Origin of the sequence: Paenarthrobacter sp. NyZ202, assembly GCF_049860755.1 — a bacterium.
In the GTDB taxonomy this organism is placed as follows: Bacteria; Actinomycetota; Actinomycetes; order Actinomycetales; family Micrococcaceae; genus Arthrobacter.
This window is the reverse complement of sequence record NZ_CP187556.1, coordinates 3,654,511-3,672,608: the sequence shown is the minus strand read 5'-3', so window position 1 is coordinate 3,672,608 and position 18,098 is coordinate 3,654,511. Positions and strand designations below refer to the sequence as shown.

The following is an 18,098-nucleotide window of genomic DNA, read 5'->3' as shown; positions in this document are numbered from 1 at the left end:
ATACGTCTGCGGTGACCCTTGATCCATGGGTTGGGTGGCCGAAAAAGGTTCCAAATCGGACTCAATCCAGCGGCAGCGTGACCCTCACGGTCGTCCCCTGTCCGGGCTCCGATTCAATCTCAACTGTCCCGCCGGCGTCGTGTACTGCGATGGACATCAGCAGCAGCCCGAAGCCGTGCCGGCGGCCACTGGGAGCGGCGTGGATCTCGAATCCGTTGCCGTCATCGCTGATGGTCAATTGGATGCCGTGGTAGACGGCGTTCAACCGGACCGTGAGCTGACTGGCTTCGGCATAGTTCAGGGTGTTGCTGAACGTCTCCTGCGCCACGTGGTACAGCAGGCCCGCAGACTTGGAGGGTATCTCGATGCCGTGATGCGGCGTGTGCCATTGGACGGTCACGCCGGACCGGCGAAGCGGCGCCGAAAGCCTGTCGATGCATCCGGCCACCCCCAAAGCATAAAAATCCACAGGGAGTTGGTCCTGGATGATGCCCTTGACGGCGATCACCTCGGTTGCTGCTGGTGCCTGATCCATTTCTGATCCCCACATCGTTGTGCTTGCTGGATATTCGACGCCGCAACCCCTGTGTATTGGTGCTTCGCCTGGTTCCAGCGTGGCCCCGCAAAATCAAGGATCCTGTTCGTTTGCATCAATTTCGGCTCAAGTTTGGGGGCATGCAGACAGGGCCCGACGGCGGCAGGTGGGGACCGCCGTCGGGCCCTGTCAGCGTAGGGTCAAGCCGGTTGCGGCAGCCGTGCAAGCAGCAGGCGGCAGGCGCTGGGAATGGGCTGGATGATGTCGACGGCGGTCGCCTCGGCCAGTCGTCGGGCGGTGGCGCTGAGCGGCCCTCCGGCGATGATGACAGCCTGGGCACCGTCCGTTCCGGTGGCTGCCTGGACGGCGTCGGCCAACTCAAGGAATTGGCGTTCAGGATCCGCTGCCAGGTCCAGGGGCCCGGACCGGGTGAGCCGGACTCCGGTGAATTGGTCCAAGAACCCGTGGGCGGCCACCAGTCCGGCGAGGGCGTCCACCAGGAGCGGGGTGCTGGTGGCCATGGCGAACCTCCTGGGGCTGCCGTCCGAAGCGTAGGCCGCGGCGTAGATGGACCCCTGGCCGATGCCCACCACCGGAATGTCCAGCTCGTCGGCCAACTGCCTGCGCCCGGGATCACCAATCGCGGCCACCATCACGCCCGCAACCGTGCCGCCGTCGGGACCTGCAAGGAAGCGGTGAACCGCCTCCCTGACGTGTACCGCCGACGTTGCCAGGGCGTCCGGATCGATGATCATCGGCGGTCCGGCAGGTGCCGTAATCCCCACGACGTGGAGTCCGGCAGGATCCAGGGCTTCCTTGGCGAGTTCCACCATCATGGCGGTGGTGTTGTGGTTGGTGTTGGGATTTACCAGCAGGATCGTGCGGGCGTTAGTGGCCATGGATCGCAGCCTCCTGGTCGTCTCCGGCCTCCCCGTCTTCCTCCAGCGGCTTGCCGAACGTTTCCGGCGGGAACTGGACTGCGATGGCGAGAATGCAGAACAGCACGGCCAGGGTGGTGAACATGCCCGGCAGCCCGGCGGCATCGAACACTGCGCCGGAGATCAACGGGAAGAGTCCGCCGGAGAGCGAACCCGCAGCCAGGATGATGGACGTTCCAAAGCCACGTGTCCTTGTGGGGTAGAGCTCCGGCGCGAACAGCCAGATGGTGGTGTTCAGGATGATGACGGAGAAGTTGAACAGGACGCCGAAGATCACGATGAAGACGATGTCGTTGGCGAGGAAGGCCATGGACAGTCCGGACAGGCAGCCCAGGACTGCTGCTGCGGTCAGGACCTTCTTGCGGGGCAAACGGCTGGCGAGGTACGCCGCCGTAGCTGCACCCAGCAGGGAACCCGATTGCATGATGAGGGTGAACCACAGGCTGGTATTCACCGCGTAGCCGCGCGAGACCAGAATGGTGGGCATCAGGGTCAGCATGGAAATTTGGGCGGCGTAGGACATGCAGACCGCAATGCACAGCAGGACCGTCCGCTTGAGGAGTTTGCCGCGAAGGGCATCCTTCCAGTGGCCCGTGGATTGTGCCGGGCCCTGGTCCGGAACGGCCGTGATGTAGGTTTCCGGATCGGTGACCGGTCCTGACAACTTGTTGCGCGCCAGGCGGGTGATCACCAGGTTGGCCTGGTCGATCTTGCCCTGCGAAGCCAGGAAGCGCGGAGTTTCCGGCACGAACCGCCGGAAGAACATCACCAGGATGGCGGGGATGAACAGCAGGCCAAAAACCCAGCGCCATTTGTCCGGGCCGTCAAAGAGTGTGAAAACCAGGATGCCGAAGGCGGGGGCCAGCATGTTGCCGAGTCCCGCCGCAGTGACGTTGATGAGGCCGACGGCCGTGCCGCGGTGTTTGGCTGCGAAGAATTCGGCCATCATGATCACGGCTACGGCGATTTCGCCGCCCAGGCCGAAGCCCACAGTGAATCGTCCGGCCGCCAGGATGGGGTAGTTCGGGGCCACTGCACAGAGCAGGGAACCACCGGCGAAGATGATGAGGTTGATGACCAGCATGTGGCGTCGGCCGTATTTGTCAACGATCAGGCCTGTAGCAAGTCGGCCGAGCGCCGTTGCCGTGAACGTCATGGTGTTGAGCAGGCCGATTTCGGTGCCGCCCAGCCCCCAGGCTTCACGCAGGACCGGGCCGGTGATGCCGACGGCGTTTTGTTCGAGGGCGTCGAAGAAGACACCCAACAGGATCATGAAGACGATCTGGCGGTGTGCGCCGGTCACCCCGATCCGTTGGTATGCGCCTTCGATTTGTTGGGCCAGGGATCCGGTCCGCGTCGTTGCGGCCTCCCGGGCAAGATCTTTATCCACAGTGCGCTCCTATCCGAGCTCTGAAGGTTCATTCATTGCCACCTGAATGGTTTTCCGTTGTGTGGAAAGGTGATTCCACAGGAAGGAATGTGATCAATATTACACTTTGGAATACCAGATGGCCATTGATTGGTCATCTGACGGTTTGTGACCCTACTTTGGGATACCAGAACGCGGAAAGGGCGGTGGCCCGGGCCGCTACCGTCGGCCGCCCGGGCCCTGCGCCTGGGTGTACCCCCCGGCCGTGACGGTTCCCACCTGGTCTGCGCCGTCGATTGATCCCGTGGTGATCCCGGCCGCGGCATCGGCGCTGCCGCCCGTATAGACGGTGTACGTCCCGCCTTCGGTGATTGCGGCGGATGAGAAGACCAGCGAGGCGCTGGACTTGGTCGTGACGAACGTAGCCGCCACGGCGCCGGAAGCGTCAACGATGTGAATCGGTGTGCCTGCCGCAACCGCCGAGTTGAATGACACTTGGACCCCTGACTGCGTCGAGGAGGTGCCCGGCGTGACCACCATTCCGGCGCTGCCGGCTGCTGCAACGGTTCCGCCCGTGACAGCCAGTTCACCGTTCACATCCAGGGCACCGTTCCCGTTACTGGTAGGCCCGTTCACCACCACGGTGCCGCCGGAGATGGTGGCGCTTCCGTTGGAGTCCAGCCCATCACCCCCGGCGTTGATGGTCAGGGTTCCACCGGACACATCCACGCTGTAGTCACCGGCCGCCATTTCACCGCCACCCATTCCGCCACCCATGCCCCCACCCGGACCGCCCATGCCGGTATCACCGGAAGTGGAGGACGACCCGCCCGAGGCGTTCACGCCGTCGTCGTTGGACGTTACGGTGACATCACCGCCGGAAACCGAGATGTGCTGCGCCTCCAACCCCTCCTCGGACTGTGCCACTGTGATGTTTCCGCCCGAGACGGACAGCGTGTTGTAAGCCTTCACGCCGTCGTCGCCGGCGTTGACCGTGAGGGTGCCTCCGCTGACCAGGAGCCAGCCGCGGCCTTCGTCCGCGTCGTTGTCCGCCTTCACACCGTCCCCGCCTGCTGCCACCTGGTAGGCGCCGTCCAGGAGCACGGTGTAGTCCTTGCCGCGGATTCCATCGTCCTCGGCTTCCACCGTGACGCTGCCGGACGCCAACACCAGACCGTCCTTGGAAACGATGCCATCGTTGAACCTGCCGTTGACCGCCAGGCTTCCGGGTCCGGCAATCGTCAGGTCGGCCATCGAATACAGGGCTGCGTTGGGCGCGTCCTCGCCTTGATCCGCGTAGGTGGTTGCGTCGGTGAGGCTGTTGGTGCTGCCCTCTTCCAGGTAGATGATGGCCTCGTCGGCGCTTTGCACCACCACAGGAGAACCGGTCAAGTTCTCCAACTCCACGCCGTCCAGAATGATCCGCACTGTGTCCGACTCTCCGGCGGCAACAACAAGCCGGCCGTCACCCAGCGACCCCGTCAACCGGTACGTTCCGGCGGCGGTGATGGTCACCGTGCTGCCGTCCAGCGTGACACCCGCAGAGGACGACGACGTGACCTGGCTGCCGCCGTCGAACAGGCTGATTGCCACTTCGGACGCGCTGTCCCATGTGAGGTCGTCACTGTCGTAGTGGGTGTCTTCTTCGATGGTCGCTGCGGTGACCACCTGCTGCGTGGAGGAGACGGATGCGGACCCGGTGGAGGTGACGGATGCGGACCCGGTGGGCGAGGCCGAGCATCCTGCGAGGGAGAGGGCCAAGGCAGCAGCGGCCAGTGAAAGGGAGGTGCGGTAAGACGGCATGGTGTTTAGTTCCTTCGGTGTGGGGGTTAGCAGGCAGGGCGCAGGGGCATCCGGTGCCGCAGGGTCTGGTTCCATCGGTTGGCGGGAAGTCCGGGGTGGAGGGCGGCCATGCCCGTGGCGAACTTGGAGATACGGCAGGGGCGGACACCGTTGGCCCAGAGATGCCTGTCCAGCGGTCCGGGCGCGGATCCGGATTTGGTTTCCAGCACCACCGCTTCATCCAGCAGCCAGGGCCGGCCGCCGGGACGTTGCCAGGTGACATCGGTGTCGATGGTCGCCCGGCTGCCTGACCGGGGAAGGTACAGCGTGGTGCGGTTGTAGCGGGTGGACAGTACGGGTTCCAGTGGACCGTATTCTGCGTCGCCGATCGCTGCCGCGAGGGTCTCGTTGACGTAGGCGAGTCCTTCGTCGGTCAGCCTGTCGCGGTCGCCCGGCTCGTAGGGAATGCGTTCCTTGACGGTGGCTTCCCGTGCCCCCTCGGTCTTGACTTCAAGGAAGCTCACATTGCTGTCCACGTAGGTGCGGGTCCGGATTTTGAACCGCCTGCGCCTGCCATGGGCTGCCAGCATGTAGCTGTCCAGTGCGGGGGTGTCGAAGTAGACGGAGTCGTAGTTGAACATCCGTGTCCCGTCCATATCCAGCACCCGCGCTTCTGCGTGGAAAGTGCCCAGGAGCAGCCGTGCCGTGGCAGAGGGCACCAGGTACTTGCGGTCAACGCGTGTCAGCAGCGCGGCTTCTTGGGTGAGCTCGTCAAGCCCGACGGCGGGCAGTTGGTCAAGGTTCGGAATGATCGGGTCCTGCCCGGGGCGGTTCATGCGGCACCAGCTGTGGTGGTGGAGGAGTGCCGGGCACCGAGCAGTTCCTGAGGTGCCGGGGTGAGCGCGCCGGCCGGTTGGTCGAAACCGAGGGCTGTCCGGGGGAGCTCCGGAATCCTGCGCACTGCGTACCGGACATCCACGATTGTTTTGTCGTTGACGAGGTCCAGTTCCTGAACGGTTGCTGCATGGACGGTTCCGTTGAGGACTTCTTCAAGGCGGGCGGTGAGTTCCTGTTCGTCGCTGATGGCCCGGTCCAGGACTACGGTCTGGTGGCGGTAGGCCGGAAGGACCTTGGGGTTGTCTCCCACGAACATCACCAGCAGCACCAGGGCCATGAGCGACAACGTCAGCCACAGGGGTTCCACGCCGATGCCGGCGATCAGGCCCAGGGCCAGGGCGGAGAAGTAGTACGCCACCTCGTGCTGGGCCAGTTCCGTGGACCGGAGGCGAATGATCGACAAGACCCCGAACAGCCCCAGGCCGAGTCCCAGACCGGCAGCGGATCCGGACAGTGCGGTGGCAACTGCGAGGACTCCTGCGTTCATGCCGAGGTAGGACACCACCAGGTCGCGGCGGCGGTGCCTGCGGAGGTAAAGGGCGAGGGTCAGGACGGTGATGGCGGCCAGGTCGGCTGCAATAAGAATGATGGTGTTCATCGGAATCTCCGGAATCTGTTGGTCGGCTGGTTTCCACGATTCCCGGCCCGGCTGTGCTGAAACTGTGCCGGGGCCAAGGCTGGGATATGACTTTCGACGGCGGCCGGTTCAGTAACGTCCTTTGCGGCGGCCTCCACCGTGCGGGACCTGCCCGCAAAAAGGAACCGCTGCTGGACGGCGTAGCTCACGCCGAGGAGGGCCAACTCGGTGACGAGCTTGGCCGGCAGGTCCGGAACGGCCAAGGAGGTCAGGGACCACATGCTGGCGTAATTGGCAGTCAGAAGGACCAGCACCAGCGCCACGTAGCCGCTGGCAGCCGAGCGAAGTGACTTTTCCTTGCCATGCCCGAACACCAGGTTCCGGTTCACCATGAAATTCACGGCCGCGCTGATGGCTCTGGCACCAACCACCGCCAGCAGCAGGGAATCCGTGAGCGACGTCAGCACCAGGAACGCCACGGTGTCCACCAGGAACGCTGAGAGCGATGATCCCAGGAACTTCAGCAAGGGCGCGTAGATCCTGATCGAGTCCGCCACGGGCCTGAAATGTGATCCCGAGTTGTGGTCCAGGTACACGGTTGCGATCTCTACAGTGTCTATGCCGTAACCCGCATGTTTGGCTTCGAGCAGCAGGTTGAGCTCGTACTCGTAGCGTTGGCCGGGGACGGTCAGCAGCCACGGAATCATGTCCGCGCGGTAGCCACGAAGGCCGGTCTGCGTGTCCGGGAGTCCCTGTCCCGTTGCGAGCCTGAACAGCCAACGCGTCACAGTGTTGCCGAACCTGCTCCTCGCGGGGACATCACCGGTGAACGTCCGGCAACCCAGGACCATGGACGCGGTGACTCCGCGGAGCCGGCTTCCAACGGCAAGGATGTCGGCAACGGCGTGCTGGCCGTCGCTGTCGGCGCACACCACGTCATGGCCGGGGAACCGCTCAAGGATGAAGGAAAGTCCGCTCTTGAGGGCGTGGCCCTTCCCGCTGTTCACGGCGTAACTGAGCACATGGCACCCGAGCCGGGTGACGCCGTCGAACACGTCCTGGAAGGCGGGGCCGGAACCGTCGTCGACCACAATGATGGTGATCCACGGATCGGCGTCCCGGAGGTTGCGGACAAGGGAAATGAGCTCTTGGCCCGGCTCGTATGCCGGTATCAGGATGATCATGGCTACTGGGCGATGTAGAGGATGTCCGAAGTACCGCGCTCTTTGTTCCCGCCGAGCGGGTTGTTCACCAGTGATCCGTTGAAGTACATGGTGGACGAGCCGCCGCCGTCGATGTTGTACGCGGTGGTAGCGCCGAGGCCTTGCATGATTTCCGCCAGCTCCGTCATGGTGACGCCTGCGGAGTAGCCGGGGCTCCGGCCATCCACCACCACGAACACCAAGTGGTTTTGGTCGATCACCCCGACTGCCGTGCGCGGCTGCTCACCCTGGATGGAGTGGTTGCCGAAGTTCGTGTCCACTTCCACGTCTTCGATGCCCGAGGCGATCCAACCGTTCTCCAGCAGGGATGGTCCGAAGGAGAGCGTGTTCCAGACTCCGTCGGCGATGAGTTGGTCGGCCGTCGTGGTGGTCTCGTCATAGACCTTGACCGTGCCGTCTTTGTAGAAGGCGATACCCTGGCGCGCGCCCTCATCGCGGTACACCACTCCATTGCGGATCACGATGCCCGTGTCCCGGAAGCCGTAGTAGTCGCCGTTGATCGCGAAGATCGCGTTGTGGTCTTCGGCAATCGCGGAGGTTGTTTCCGTGATGTTCTCGCCGTAAGTGTCTTCGGCAAAGGCGGATTTCAGCGTGGTGGCGTCATTGAGGACGACGTCGGCGACGTAGTAGGTGACGGTGCTGTCACCGCTGCCGGTGGTCACCGTGGAAATGGTGACGCCGGTGTCGCCCTGGGTGTAGCTGGTGTCCGTGACGGTGGCGCTCGCCGAAGTGTTCGCCGTCGTGGTGGTTCCGGCCTGGTTTGCCTCATATTCAGTGACATTGGTGATCTGGGCATGCGGGATGACGAAGCGGTCCAAAGCCCATGCTGCGGCACCTCCCGCGGAGAGGCTGACCGCCAGGACGGCGGAAACGACGGCGCGCCGGGTCCGGCTGCCCTTACGGTGGTCTGTTGTTGGGGGAGTCATGCCTCATTTGTACGGAGGCAGGCTACGCCGGAGGTTTGCTGGACTTATGCGTGGGCTGTGAAGGTTTATGGGCGCAGGCGTTCGGCTTCCCGGGCCGCTTGCTCCAAGCGGTAGCGGTGGGCAGCCAACTCCTCGGAGTTCCGTACGGGGATGTTGGGATCGTTGGGCCGCTGCCCCGCTTGGCCGTCGATGAGCTCCCGGATGATGTCCGCGTGGCCTGCGTGCCGGGCTGTTTCGACGCACATGTGAACCAGGATTTGGTGCAGGGTCACGTGCTTCTTTTCCTCGGACCACCACGGCACCACACCGGGTGCGTCCAGCGGGAGTGCCTCGATGGTTTCGTCGCTGTGCTTCGCGGAGAAGTGGTGCAGTTCCATAATTTCCTCGCGGCTCTCGGTGGCCGGAACCCACATGTCCGCATCCGGCTCCGCTGTAAGTTCATACCAGGGCAAAGCGCGATCGCTTGGCCGCCCGAAGGTCTCCCCGAAATAGCCCAACTCCACACTGGCAACGTGTTTCACCAACCCCAGCAGGTTGGTTCCCGTGGGCGTCATGGGCCGGCGGGCATCGTATTCGCTGAGGCCCTCTACTTTCCCGAGCAGGTCCGCCCGGCGGGTCCGGAGATAGTTGAGCAACGTCGCTTTGTCATCCATGGGTGCACTCTACCGATTCACGCCTCCCAACTGGGTCGCATTTGTGCGCGTTATGAACGCTCAAAACGCGCACAAATGCTACGTAGTTGGGGCACGACGGCGGTGCTACCGCGGGCTTTTGTCGATGACGCAGAAGCGGTTGCCGTCCGGGTCTTCCAGAACCACGAAGTCCGGTTTTTCCGGGTACAGGTCCCAATCCACATGCGCTGCGCCGAGGCCGATGAGCCGCTCGATCTCGGCAGCCTGGTTGTCCGCGTAGAGGTCCAGGTGGATCCGGGGGTGTTCCTGGACCGGGGTTTCGCTGAACGACAAAGCGAGCTGGGCCCCCGGACCGGAGGCCGGAACAAGAATCACCCACGTGTCATCACCGGGTTCACGGGGCACATAGCCCAAGGCGGACTGCCAGAATTCCGTAGCGCGAGCGAGGTCGTTCACGCCCAGGACAATGCTGCCGATGCTCAACATGTGCCCAGCGTAGTCCCTTGTTGCGGCAGCGGACCGGGTGCAACAGTGGACCATGGCCACCGAAGAGGACGTTAGAAGGATCTGTCTGGGCCTGCCCGGCGTGACCGAACGCCTGAGCTGGGAGCAACCGGCCTGGTTCGCCAAGACCCTCATGGCCCGGATGTGGGAGGACGGGGTTGTCACCGTCAAGACCGATGAACGCGAGGCGCTCGCGGGTACTGAACCGGACACGTACTTCTGGACCCCGCACCACGATCGCTCCCCGAACCTGGTCCTCATCCGCCTGGACAGGATCGAAGTGGGAGAACTCGACGAGCTGCTCCAGGAGTCGTACCGCATCGCCGGAGCTCTCAAGTAGGCGTACGGCCCGCGTACCCCACCCAACTAAGTAGCAGCAGAGCGCGTTTTGAGCCCTCAAAACGCGCACAAATGCGACCCAGTTGGGTGCTCGGGCTAGACTCGGCCGCATGGGGGACAACGACACACTTGGGGAACACAACACACCGCAGCCTGCACGGAAACTGACCGCCGTCGTCGTGCCTTTATTGGGGCTGGTCGCTGTGCTGGTGGGGGTGGTGGTGGCGTGGACCAGCCTGAACGCGGAGGTGGGGTGGTTCGCCTACGCGCCCCTCAGCAATGAGGTGTTCGTGGGGAATAACGGGTCATTCCTGAGCAAGGAAACACAACTGGGCGTGGCCATATCAGTAGTTGGCCTGATCGTCCTCGCGTTTTGGGCCGGGCTCGCCGTGGGCCGTCGCCGGTAAGCGCCTCCGCCAAACCGCCGACTTCGCCGGAAAACGACGAAATCGCCGGAACGTTCCCTGCGAAAGGGCAGCGTTCCGGCGATTTCGCGCGAGAATCAGGTGAGCTTCACCTGGCGGTTCATGTCCTTGTACAGCAGGTACCGGAACTCGCCCGGCCCACCCGCGTAGCAAGCCTGCGGGCAGAACGCGCGCAACCACATGAAGTCGCCGGCCTCCACCTCAACCCAGTCGTTGTTGAGCAAGTACATGGCCTTGCCCTCCAGAACGTACAGGCCGTGCTCCATGACGTGGGTTTCCGGGAAGGGGATCACGCCACCGGGCTGGAATGTGACGATGTTGACCTGCATGTCGTGGGCGAGGTCGCTGGAGTCCGTGAACCGCGTGGTCTTCCAGACGTCGTTGGTGTCCGGCATGGACGTAGGCTCGATGTCCTTTTCGTTTGTCACGAAGGACTTTGCCTCGTAGCCCTCAAGCCGCTCGTAGGCCTTGCGGATCCAGTGGTAGGAGACGATGTCGTTGGAGACGTTCTCCACGCCCCACTCCGCACCGGCGGCGAGGTACGCGTAGCCGCCCTCTTCGAGGTGGTGCAGTTCGCCGTCGAGGGTCAGGTTGAGCTGGCCCTTGGTCACGAAGACAACGCCTTCGACGCCCGGCTCGAACTCCGCTTTTGGAGCACCGCCGCCCGGAGCGATCTCCACGATCAGCTGCGAGAACGTGGTGGCGAAGCCGGAGATCGGCCGCGCGATGATCCAGGAACGGGTGTTGGTGAAGCCCGGGAGGTTGCTGGTCACGATGTCCGTGAGGACGCCCTTGGGGATCACGGTGTAGGCCTCGGTAACGATGGCCCGCTCAGTGGTCAGGTGGGTCTGCGGCGGCAAGCCACCGGTCGGGTAGTAGTAGTTGCCCATCAAGGTGCTCCTAATCAGTGCGAAGTTGGTTGTGCGAGCCGCGGGTGCGCCAGTGCGGTCAGCTGTGAAAGTTCGACGCCGGCAAGCGCCTTGACCTCGTCGGTCCCCACTGCGCCGCACTGGACGCCGCGCAGGACGAATCCGGCCAAAGCGCGTGCGGTGGCGGGTTCGTCCATGACGCCGCCTTCGGTGCGTTCGACGTAGTTGCGCAGGCGCAGCGCCGCTGCCGGGAGGCCTTCGCGGTAGAAAGCGTACGACGCCGAGAAACGGCTGGGGAGCTGGGCGGCGTGGAGATCCCAGCCTTGGTAGTAGCCGTTCTCCAGGGAGCGGCGGACCAGTCGGCCGTGCAGCTTCCAGGCGTCTTCCACGGCGTCACCGACGGGGATGATGTTGGTGGAACCGTCGGAGAGGCGGATGCCCGTACCGGCAACGGCGAGCTGCATGACTTCCTTGGCGAAGTCGGCCACGGGGTGTTCCATGGACTGGTATTCCGCGGAGATGCCGAGGGAGGCGCTGTAGTCGTAGGTGCCGTAGTGCAGTGCGCTGATCCGGCCGGGCACCACGTGCGGCAGCTGTGCCACGGGAGAGGTTCCGTCCGCACCGAGGATGAGCTGCGGGGTTTCCACCTGCACCTCGAAGCGGAGCCGTCCGGCAGGGAGTCCGAGTACTTCCTCGAGGCGGGACACTGCGTAATCCATGGCCTGGACCTGGGCCACCGTGGTGACCTTGGGCAGGGTAAGGATCAATCCAGCGGGAAGCTCCCCGGCCTCAGCCAGTGTGGACACGAACAGGTCCAGGGTCTTCAGGCCACGGGCCCGGGTGGGGGCTTCGAAGCACTTGAATCGGATGCCGATGAAGGGCGGAGACGTTCCGGCCGCAACTGCAGCGGCAACGGCCTTGGCGGCAGCAACGACGTCGGCATCTTCTGCCTCGTCGCCCCGGTCGCCGTAACCGTCCTCGAAGTCCAAACGCAGGTCCTCGATGGGCTCGGAAGCGAGCTTGGCAGCAACCCGGGCCGCGACAGCGGCTGCGAGGTCGGGCTCCTGGCCCAGCAGCTGTCCCAGCTTTTCCAGGCCACCGTGAGCCTCCGCCGTCGCGAGTGCCTGGGCGCCCCAATCAGCCACAAAGGTGGGCGTAAAGCGGTCGGCCGGCACGTAGACGGTGTGGATTGGCTGGCGTGAGCCGTCGTCGCCGGGGTAGTTGCGGTCAAGCAGCTGGTCCGTGGCGGCGAGCTGTTTCTCGATGTGGGCCAGATCGGAAGGGGAGAAGGAACTCATCTCAGCCCACCAGCTCATACGCGGGCGTGGTGAGGAAGTCCGTGTACTCGTCGGAGAGGCAGATTTCCTCGATCAGCTTGGAAGCCGGCTCGTAGTACTTGGTGAAGTTCTCGTCGCCGAACTCGATGCGCAGGCGTTCGGTCTCTTCGCCGAGGATCCGGGTCACGAGTTCGCGGGTCACGGTGTTGCCCGTGTCCGCCAGGATGGACTTGTTGCGCAGCTGCTGCCACACCTGCGAGCGGGAGATTTCCGCCGTCGCAGCGTCCTCCATGAGGTTGTGGATGGCCACGGCGCCGCTGCCTGAGATCCAGACGCCGGTGTAGGCGACGGCGACGTAGAGGTTCAGGCGAAGCCCGGCCTCAGTGACGGTACCGCCGGCGGAGGCGACGTCGATCAACTGCTCGGCGGTGACGTTCACCTCGGGACGCTGCTTGTCGATCTGGTTCGGGCGGTCGCCGAGCACGGAGTCGAACACTTCGCGACAGGTGGAAACCAGGTCCGGGTGGGCAACCCAGGAACCGTCGAAGCCGTCGTTTGCTTCGCGGGTCTTGTCGGCGCGGACCTTGTCGAAAGCTGCGGCGGTGACGTCCGGCTGCTTGCGGTTGGGGATCACTGCGGCCATGCCACCCATGGCGAAGGCGCCGCGCTTGTGGCAGGTCTTGACCAGGAGCTCGGTGTAGGCGCGCATGAACGGGGCTGTCATGGCGACGGTGGCGCGGTCCGGGAGGACGAACTCCTCGCCCGCATCACGGAAGTACTTGATGATGCTGAACAGGTAGTCCCAGCGGCCGGCGTTGAGGCCTGAGGCGTGGTCGCGGAGTTCGTAGAGGATCTCGTCCATCTCAAAGGCGGCTGGAATGGTCTCGATCAGGACTGTGGCGCGGATGCTGCCTTGCGGGATACCGAGGTAGTCCTGGGCGAAGACGAACACGTCGTTCCAGAGCCGGGCCTCGAGGTGGCTCTCCATCTTCGGCAAGTAGTAGTACGGACCGTGGCCGTTGAGCAGGAGCTGCTTGGCGATGTGGAAGAAGTGCAGGCCGAAGTCCACCAGGCCGCCGACGGTGGGTTCGCCGTCGATCAGCAGGTGGCTCTCCTCCATGTGCCAGCCACGCGGGCGGGCCACAACAACGGCCAGGGGAGCATCCGTGCGGAGGCGGTATTCCTTGCCCTCGGGGGAGGTGTAGCTCAGGGTTCCCTGGGCTGCGTCGCGGAGGTTGAGGATGGCGTCGATGACGTTGGGCCATGTGGGGGTGGAGGCGTCTTCAAGGTCGGCGAGCCAGACTTTGGCGCCGGAGTTCAGGGCGTTGATGGCCATCTTGGCAGGGGTGGCCGGGCCGGTCATTTCCACGCGGCGGTCCTGCAAAGCTGCCGGTGCCTCGGCAACCTTCCAGTCGCCGTCGCGGATCTCCTGGGTTTCCGGGAGGAAGTCCAGGCGGCTGGTCTCGGCAACCTTCTGGCGCTTGGCCTTGCGGGCTTGGAGCAATTCGTTGCGGGTGCCGGCGAAGCGCTTATGCAGTTCCTCGATAAAGGCCAGGGCTTTGGGGGAGAGGATTTCCTCGGCGCGTTCGATCGGCCGGGGATCTGTGACTGTAATAGCCATGGGAGCGGATTCCTTTGTCTATAGTGCGCTGGTGCTAGCGAGCTGCGTTTGCGTGGGCGGCTGCAGCGACGGCGGCAGCTACCTCGGCGGCAACATGGGGATCGAAGACGCTGGGGATAATGTAGCTCGCGTTGAGCTCATCGTCAGCCACGCGGTTGGCGATTGCTTCGGCAGCTGCGACCAGCATGTTCGGAGTAATGTCCGATGCTCCGGCGTCCAGCAGGCCCCGGAAGAAGCCCGGGAAGGCCAGCACGTTGTTGATCTGGTTCGGGAAGTCGCTGCGTCCCGTTGCCACCACGGCTGCGTGCTTGGACGCGATGGTCGGGTCGATTTCCGGCGTTGGGTTGGCCATGGCGAACACAATGGCGTTCTCGGCCATGGAGGCAACCTGCTCTTCGCCGATCACGTGCGGCGCGCTGACGCCGATGAACACGTCCGCGCCCTTGAGTGCGTCGTGGAGGCTGCCGGAGAAGCCTTGCTCGTTGGTGTTCGCGGCAATCCAGATGCGGTGTTCGTCGTCGTACTTCTCGCCCGAGTGGATGGCGCCCGAGCGGCCGGCGGCGACGATGTGCTGCGCGCCCTGGGCCTTCAGGAGCTGGATGATGGCGGAGCCGGCAGCGCCGACGCCGGAGACCACGATCTTGACCTCGGACAGCTTCTTGTCCACCACGCGCAGCGCGTTGACCAAGGCTGCGAGCGTAACGATCGCGGTGCCGTGCTGGTCGTCGTGGAAGACCGGAATATCGAGTTCTTCGCGGAGGCGGTTCTCGATCTCGAAGCAGCGCGGGGCGGCGATGTCTTCGAGGTTGATGCCGCCGTACACGGGGGCCATGGCCTTGGCGATCTTGATGATCTCCTCGGTGTCCTGGGTGTCCAGGCAGACCGGCCAGGCGTCCACGTTGGCGAACTGCTTGAACAGCGCGGCCTTGCCCTCCATGACCGGAAGCGCTGCGGCGGGGCCGATGTTGCCCAGGCCCAGGACGGCGGAACCGTCGGTGAGGACGGCGATCGTGTTGCGCTTGACCGTCAGGTTGCGGGCAGCGGCCGGGTCTTCAGCGATCGCCAGGCAAACACGTGCGACGCCGGGAGTGTAGGCGCGCGAAAGATCGTCGCGGTTACGCAGGGCTACTTTGGGGACGACCTCGAGCTTGCCACCGAGGTGCATCAGGAAGGTGCGGTCGGAGACGTGCTGGACCGTCACGCCGTCGAGGGCGTTCAGGGCGTCCTTGACGCGGCCGGCATGGGCGTCGTCGGTGGTGTTGCAGGTGACGTCCACGACGATGGTCTCGTGGTGGGATTCCGTGACGTCCAGGGCGGTGATTGCGGCACCCGCCGCGCCAACGGCAGCTGCCAGTTCGCTGGTGGCAGTGAAGCTCGACGGCGCGGAGACGCGCAGGGTGATCGAGTTACCGGGGCTCGGATTCGCCATTGAAATTCCTCCTGTTAGGCCCGTTCCCGGGCCGCCGTTACAACCGAATGTTTTCGTATTATGGATATTATTATCTACAAAGTGGAAACACAACCCCTCGACCGGTCATGTTCGGTGTCGTCGCGGGCAGGCCGCGCGTGCTGTATCTTGGGTGTTCTAAGCAATTCTTTTCACGATGCGGATAAGAGTTGTCGGAATCTGAGTCATTGGAGACAAGGACATGGCTGAAAAAGCCTCCGGAGGCGTGCAGTCCGTTGAGCGCGTCTTTGAGCTGTTGGAACTGATCACGGAAGCAGGCGGAGACGTCACGCTGAGTGAACTGTCATCCTCTACGGACCTGCCCCTGCCCACCATCCACCGTCTGCTGCGGACCCTCGTGGCGCTCGGCTACATCCGCCAGTTGCCCAACCGCCGCTACGCCTTGGGCCCCCGGCTCATCCGGCTCGGGGAAGGCGCCAGCAAGCAACTTGGTGCCGTGGCGCGCCCGCAGCTGAAGACCCTCGTGGAACGGCTCGGCGAGACGTCCAACATGGCCGTACTCGACTCCGACATGGTCATCTACGTGGCCCAGGTCCCGTCCATGCACTCCATGCGCATGTTCACGGAGGTGGGCCGCCGCGCCCATACGCACGACACCGGCGTAGGAAAGGCCATCCTGGCCCAGCTCGACGACGAGCAGGTCCGCGGCATCGTGGCCCGTACCGGCATGCCCACCCCCACGGCCAAGAGCATCGGCGACATCGACTCCCTGCTCGCTGACCTCAAGGTGATCCGGGAACGCGGCTACTCCATCGACGAAGAAGAGCAGGAGCTTGGCGTCCGCTGCTTTGCCATGGCCGTGCCCAACGCCCCTACACCCACGGCAATCTCGGTTTCCGGGCCGATCACTCGTGTGGACAGCAGCTTCGGAGACCGGGCCGTACCCCTCCTCCGCGAAGCGGCCCAGGCGATCTCCGCCGAGCTCAACCAGAACTGATCCACGCCCTCCACCGCCAGCCCCGCCGAGATGGCACTTAATGACAGTGTTTACCGCAAACATTGTCATTAAGTGCCAACTCGACGGGGCTTTTTGGCGCATGCTGACCGGTCCCTTAAGCCGGCGAAAGACGGCAGTGCCCCCAAGGAAACACTGCCGTCTTGCTTGGTCGCCGTGAGTCAGTGCTCGGACGCCGAGGTGCTCTTGAGCGGGACCTCGTTACCGTCGGCGTCGATCAACTTGCCGTTCTCAAAGCGGTCACCGTGCTCCAGGCACTTGATGTCCTCGGACGTGACCACACGCTCCGTGCCGGCGACAAACACCGACTGGTTGTCCGAATTCCCGGCCTTGAAGTGGTTGAAGATGATGTTCAGGATGATCGCCATGACCGCCGCCGAGCTGATGCCCGAGTGGAAGATCGTGGAGAACCAGGAGGGGAACTGGTCGTAGAACTTGGGTGCCGCGATCGGGATCATGCCGAAGCCGATCGAGGCAGCCACGATGATCAGGTTCATGTTGTTCTTGTATTCGACCTTGGCGAGGGTGCGGATGCCGCTGGCGGCAACCGTGCCGAAAAGTACGACGCCGGCACCACCCAGGACGGGCGTCGGAACCGCTGCGACCACGCGGCCGAGGATCGGCAGGAGGCCCAGGACCACCAGGATCACGCCGCCGGCGCTGACCACGAAGCGGCTCTTGATGCCGGTGATGGCCACGAGTCCAACGTTCTGCGCAAAGGCGCTCTGCGTGAAGGAGTTGAACAGCGGGGAGATGGCGCTGGAAAGCATGTCTGCGCGGAGGCCGTCACCGATGCGGCGGGAGTCCACCTTGGTGTCCACGATCTCGCCCACAGCGATGATGTCCGCGGAGGTTTCTGTCAGTGTCACCAGGATGACGATCAGCATGGAGATGATGGCGGCGATTTCAAACGTCGGTGCACCGAAAGCGAACGGGGTGGGGAAGGCAACGATGTCGCCCTGGCCAACCTTGGAGAAGTCCGTCATGCCCGCGACGAAAGCGATGATGGTACCGATCACCATGGCCAGCAGGATGGACAGCCGGGAGATGGCTGCGTTGCCCACCTTGCTCAGGAGCAGCACGACACCCATGGTTGCGGCTGCGAGTCCGATGTTGGCCATGCTGCCGTAGTTCTCAGCCTTGGCGTTGCCACCCATGGCCCAGTTGGCGGCCACGGGCATCAACGTCAGGCCAATGGTGGTGATGACAGTGCCCGTCACCACCGGCGGGAAGAATTTGATGATCTTGGAGAACAGGGGAGTGATGGCCAGGCCGATCAGCGAGGCCACGATCACTGAGCCGAACACCGCCTGGATTCCGCCTCCGCCCTGCACGATCGCCACCATGGTGGACACGCCGGCGAAGGACACGCCCTGGACCAGGGGAAGCTGGGAACCGAAGAACCGGATGCCCACGGTCTGCAGGATGGTGGCGAGGCCGCCGACGAAAAGGCACGCGGCGATCAGGAGCCCGATGTCCTGGGACGACATGCCCGCGGCTGCGCCGATGATCAGGGGTGGAGCGATGATGCCGCCGTACATGGTGAGAACGTGCTGGAAGCCGTAGGCGAACGTGCTTCCGATCGAGAGCCGTTGGTCCTCGGGACGCTGTGGTTTCTGCACGCCCTGATTGGCGGGGCGGGACTTCTTCTTGGTGTTCATGGCAGACTTTCTGGGTTCATGGCAGACGTCTTCGTCTGGCTAACTGTGTCTGGCTAACAAAAGTGTGTAGTTTTTGGGGTCGGGTTTGTGTGCAGGTCCC

18 protein-coding genes are annotated in these 18,098 nt (G+C 63.9%); 3 read left to right on the top strand and 15 right to left on the bottom strand.

Annotated elements, in window-relative coordinates; all coding sequences use genetic code 11:
• Nucleotides 1–61: 61 nt before the first annotated feature.
• The 10 genes from ACPFL9_RS16970 to ACPFL9_RS16925 form a co-directional block, all read right to left on the bottom strand.
• Nucleotides 62–535 carry a sensor histidine kinase gene (locus ACPFL9_RS16970; protein ID WP_426004032.1) on the bottom strand — a complete coding sequence of 158 codons (474 nt, stop codon included), beginning with the start codon at nt 533–535 and terminating at the stop codon, nt 62–64.
• Nucleotides 536–735: 200 nt separating this feature from the next.
• Nucleotides 736–1,434, bottom strand: a complete 699-nt coding sequence (locus tag ACPFL9_RS16965; RefSeq protein WP_426004031.1) for an aspartate/glutamate racemase family protein — start codon at nt 1,432–1,434, stop codon at nt 736–738.
• Nucleotides 1,424–2,863, bottom strand: a complete 1,440-nt coding sequence (locus ACPFL9_RS16960) for an MFS transporter (RefSeq protein ID WP_426004030.1) — start codon at nt 2,861–2,863, stop codon at nt 1,424–1,426. Before ACPFL9_RS16960 ends, ACPFL9_RS16965 begins: the two co-directional genes overlap by 11 nt.
• Nucleotides 2,864–3,061: 198 nt before the next feature.
• Nucleotides 3,062–4,645, bottom strand: a complete 1,584-nt coding sequence (locus tag ACPFL9_RS16955; protein WP_426004029.1) for a carbohydrate-binding domain-containing protein — start codon at nt 4,643–4,645, stop codon at nt 3,062–3,064.
• A gap of 26 nt (nt 4,646–4,671) precedes the next feature.
• Nucleotides 4,672–5,460 carry a polyphosphate polymerase domain-containing protein gene (locus tag ACPFL9_RS16950; protein ID WP_426004028.1) on the bottom strand — a complete coding sequence of 263 codons (789 nt, stop codon included), beginning with the start codon at nt 5,458–5,460 and terminating at the stop codon, nt 4,672–4,674.
• Nucleotides 5,457–6,119, bottom strand: a complete 663-nt coding sequence (locus tag ACPFL9_RS16945; protein ID WP_426004027.1) for a DUF4956 domain-containing protein — start codon at nt 6,117–6,119, stop codon at nt 5,457–5,459. The genes ACPFL9_RS16950 and ACPFL9_RS16945 overlap by 4 nt, the downstream gene beginning before the upstream one ends.
• Nucleotides 6,116–7,282 (bottom strand): GtrA family protein, encoded by a 1,167-nt coding sequence (locus tag ACPFL9_RS16940; protein ID WP_426004026.1) that lies wholly within the window; start codon nt 7,280–7,282, stop codon nt 6,116–6,118. Before ACPFL9_RS16940 ends, ACPFL9_RS16945 begins: the two co-directional genes overlap by 4 nt.
• Before the next feature lie 2 nt (nt 7,283–7,284).
• Complete coding sequence (locus ACPFL9_RS16935) at nt 7,285–8,247, bottom strand: phosphodiester glycosidase family protein (protein WP_426004025.1); 963 nt, start codon at nt 8,245–8,247, stop codon at nt 7,285–7,287.
• A 65-nt stretch (nt 8,248–8,312) separates the two neighbouring features.
• Nucleotides 8,313–8,900 (bottom strand): DinB family protein, encoded by a 588-nt coding sequence (locus ACPFL9_RS16930; RefSeq protein ID WP_426004024.1) that lies wholly within the window; start codon nt 8,898–8,900, stop codon nt 8,313–8,315.
• 105 nt (nt 8,901–9,005) lie between these two features.
• A complete protein-coding gene (locus ACPFL9_RS16925) occupies nt 9,006–9,365 on the bottom strand; it encodes a VOC family protein (RefSeq protein ID WP_426004023.1) in 360 nt (119 codons plus the stop codon).
• A gap of 52 nt (nt 9,366–9,417) precedes the next feature.
• Between ACPFL9_RS16925 and ACPFL9_RS16920 the strand changes: the two genes are divergently transcribed.
• Together ACPFL9_RS16920 and ACPFL9_RS16915 are read left to right on the top strand one after the other, a co-directional pair.
• Complete coding sequence (locus ACPFL9_RS16920) at nt 9,418–9,723, top strand: MmcQ/YjbR family DNA-binding protein (RefSeq protein ID WP_426004021.1); 306 nt, start codon at nt 9,418–9,420, stop codon at nt 9,721–9,723.
• Nucleotides 9,724–9,832: 109 nt separating this feature from the next.
• The gene (locus tag ACPFL9_RS16915; protein WP_426004020.1) at nt 9,833–10,129 is read left to right on the top strand and encodes a hypothetical protein; all 297 of its coding nucleotides are present in this window, start codon (nt 9,833–9,835) and stop codon (nt 10,127–10,129) included.
• Between the two features lie 95 nt (nt 10,130–10,224).
• Here ACPFL9_RS16915 and ACPFL9_RS16910 read toward each other — a convergent pair whose 3' ends face one another.
• Genes ACPFL9_RS16910 through ACPFL9_RS16895 form a run of 4 tightly spaced genes read right to left on the bottom strand, consistent with a single transcriptional unit; the run spans nt 10,225 to nt 15,343 of the window.
• On the bottom strand, nt 10,225–11,037 hold the full coding sequence (locus ACPFL9_RS16910) for a bifunctional allantoicase/(S)-ureidoglycine aminohydrolase (protein ID WP_426004019.1): 813 nt from the start codon (nt 11,035–11,037) through the stop codon (nt 10,225–10,227).
• A 14-nt stretch (nt 11,038–11,051) separates the two neighbouring features.
• Nucleotides 11,052–12,314 (bottom strand): DUF6986 family protein, encoded by a 1,263-nt coding sequence (locus tag ACPFL9_RS16905; RefSeq protein ID WP_426004018.1) that lies wholly within the window; start codon nt 12,312–12,314, stop codon nt 11,052–11,054.
• Nucleotide 12,315: 1 nt separating this feature from the next.
• The gene (gene aceB / locus ACPFL9_RS16900; RefSeq protein WP_426004017.1) at nt 12,316–13,914 is read right to left on the bottom strand and encodes a malate synthase A; all 1,599 of its coding nucleotides are present in this window, start codon (nt 13,912–13,914) and stop codon (nt 12,316–12,318) included.
• A gap of 34 nt (nt 13,915–13,948) precedes the next feature.
• Entirely contained in the window at nt 13,949–15,343 is a 1,395-nt protein-coding gene (locus ACPFL9_RS16895) for an NAD-dependent malic enzyme (protein WP_426004016.1), read from the bottom strand.
• A 220-nt stretch (nt 15,344–15,563) separates the two neighbouring features.
• On the opposite strand from ACPFL9_RS16895, the gene ACPFL9_RS16890 reads away from it, so the two are divergent.
• Nucleotides 15,564–16,319, top strand: coding sequence for an IclR family transcriptional regulator (locus tag ACPFL9_RS16890; RefSeq protein ID WP_426004014.1), 756 nt, complete (start codon nt 15,564–15,566; stop codon nt 16,317–16,319).
• A 179-nt stretch (nt 16,320–16,498) separates the two neighbouring features.
• On the opposite strand, the gene ACPFL9_RS16885 is transcribed toward ACPFL9_RS16890, so the two are convergent.
• Nucleotides 16,499–17,998 carry a nucleobase:cation symporter-2 family protein gene (locus ACPFL9_RS16885; RefSeq protein ID WP_426004013.1) on the bottom strand — a complete coding sequence of 500 codons (1,500 nt, stop codon included), beginning with the start codon at nt 17,996–17,998 and terminating at the stop codon, nt 16,499–16,501.
• Nucleotides 17,999–18,098: the final 100 nt, after the last annotated feature.

Bases quoted from the DNA above. Each gene is read 5' to 3' on its own strand.
- ACPFL9_RS16970 (WP_426004032.1), bottom strand. From the start codon at position 535: ATGGATCAGGCACCAGCAGCAACCGAGGTGATCGCCGTCAAGGGCATC.
- ACPFL9_RS16965 (WP_426004031.1), bottom strand. From the start codon at position 1,434: ATGGCCACTAACGCCCGCACGATCCTGCTGGTAAATCCCAACACCAAC.
- ACPFL9_RS16955 (WP_426004029.1), bottom strand. From the start codon at position 4,645: ATGCCGTCTTACCGCACCTCCCTTTCACTGGCCGCTGCTGCCTTGGCC.
- ACPFL9_RS16950 (WP_426004028.1), bottom strand. From the start codon at position 5,460: ATGAACCGCCCCGGGCAGGACCCGATCATTCCGAACCTTGACCAACTG.
- ACPFL9_RS16945 (WP_426004027.1), bottom strand. From the start codon at position 6,119: ATGAACACCATCATTCTTATTGCAGCCGACCTGGCCGCCATCACCGTC.
- ACPFL9_RS16940 (WP_426004026.1), bottom strand. From the start codon at position 7,282: ATGATCATCCTGATACCGGCATACGAGCCGGGCCAAGAGCTCATTTCC.
- ACPFL9_RS16935 (WP_426004025.1), bottom strand. From the start codon at position 8,247: ATGACTCCCCCAACAACAGACCACCGTAAGGGCAGCCGGACCCGGCGC.
- ACPFL9_RS16930 (WP_426004024.1), bottom strand. From the start codon at position 8,900: ATGGATGACAAAGCGACGTTGCTCAACTATCTCCGGACCCGCCGGGCG.
- ACPFL9_RS16925 (WP_426004023.1), bottom strand. From the start codon at position 9,365: ATGTTGAGCATCGGCAGCATTGTCCTGGGCGTGAACGACCTCGCTCGC.
- ACPFL9_RS16920 (WP_426004021.1), top strand. From the start codon at position 9,418: ATGGCCACCGAAGAGGACGTTAGAAGGATCTGTCTGGGCCTGCCCGGC.
- ACPFL9_RS16915 (WP_426004020.1), top strand. From the start codon at position 9,833: ATGGGGGACAACGACACACTTGGGGAACACAACACACCGCAGCCTGCA.
- ACPFL9_RS16910 (WP_426004019.1), bottom strand. From the start codon at position 11,037: ATGGGCAACTACTACTACCCGACCGGTGGCTTGCCGCCGCAGACCCAC.
- ACPFL9_RS16905 (WP_426004018.1), bottom strand. From the start codon at position 12,314: ATGAGTTCCTTCTCCCCTTCCGATCTGGCCCACATCGAGAAACAGCTC.
- aceB (WP_426004017.1), bottom strand. From the start codon at position 13,914: ATGGCTATTACAGTCACAGATCCCCGGCCGATCGAACGCGCCGAGGAA.
- ACPFL9_RS16895 (WP_426004016.1), bottom strand. From the start codon at position 15,343: ATGGCGAATCCGAGCCCCGGTAACTCGATCACCCTGCGCGTCTCCGCG.
- ACPFL9_RS16890 (WP_426004014.1), top strand. From the start codon at position 15,564: ATGGCTGAAAAAGCCTCCGGAGGCGTGCAGTCCGTTGAGCGCGTCTTT.
- ACPFL9_RS16885 (WP_426004013.1), bottom strand. From the start codon at position 17,998: ATGAACACCAAGAAGAAGTCCCGCCCCGCCAATCAGGGCGTGCAGAAA.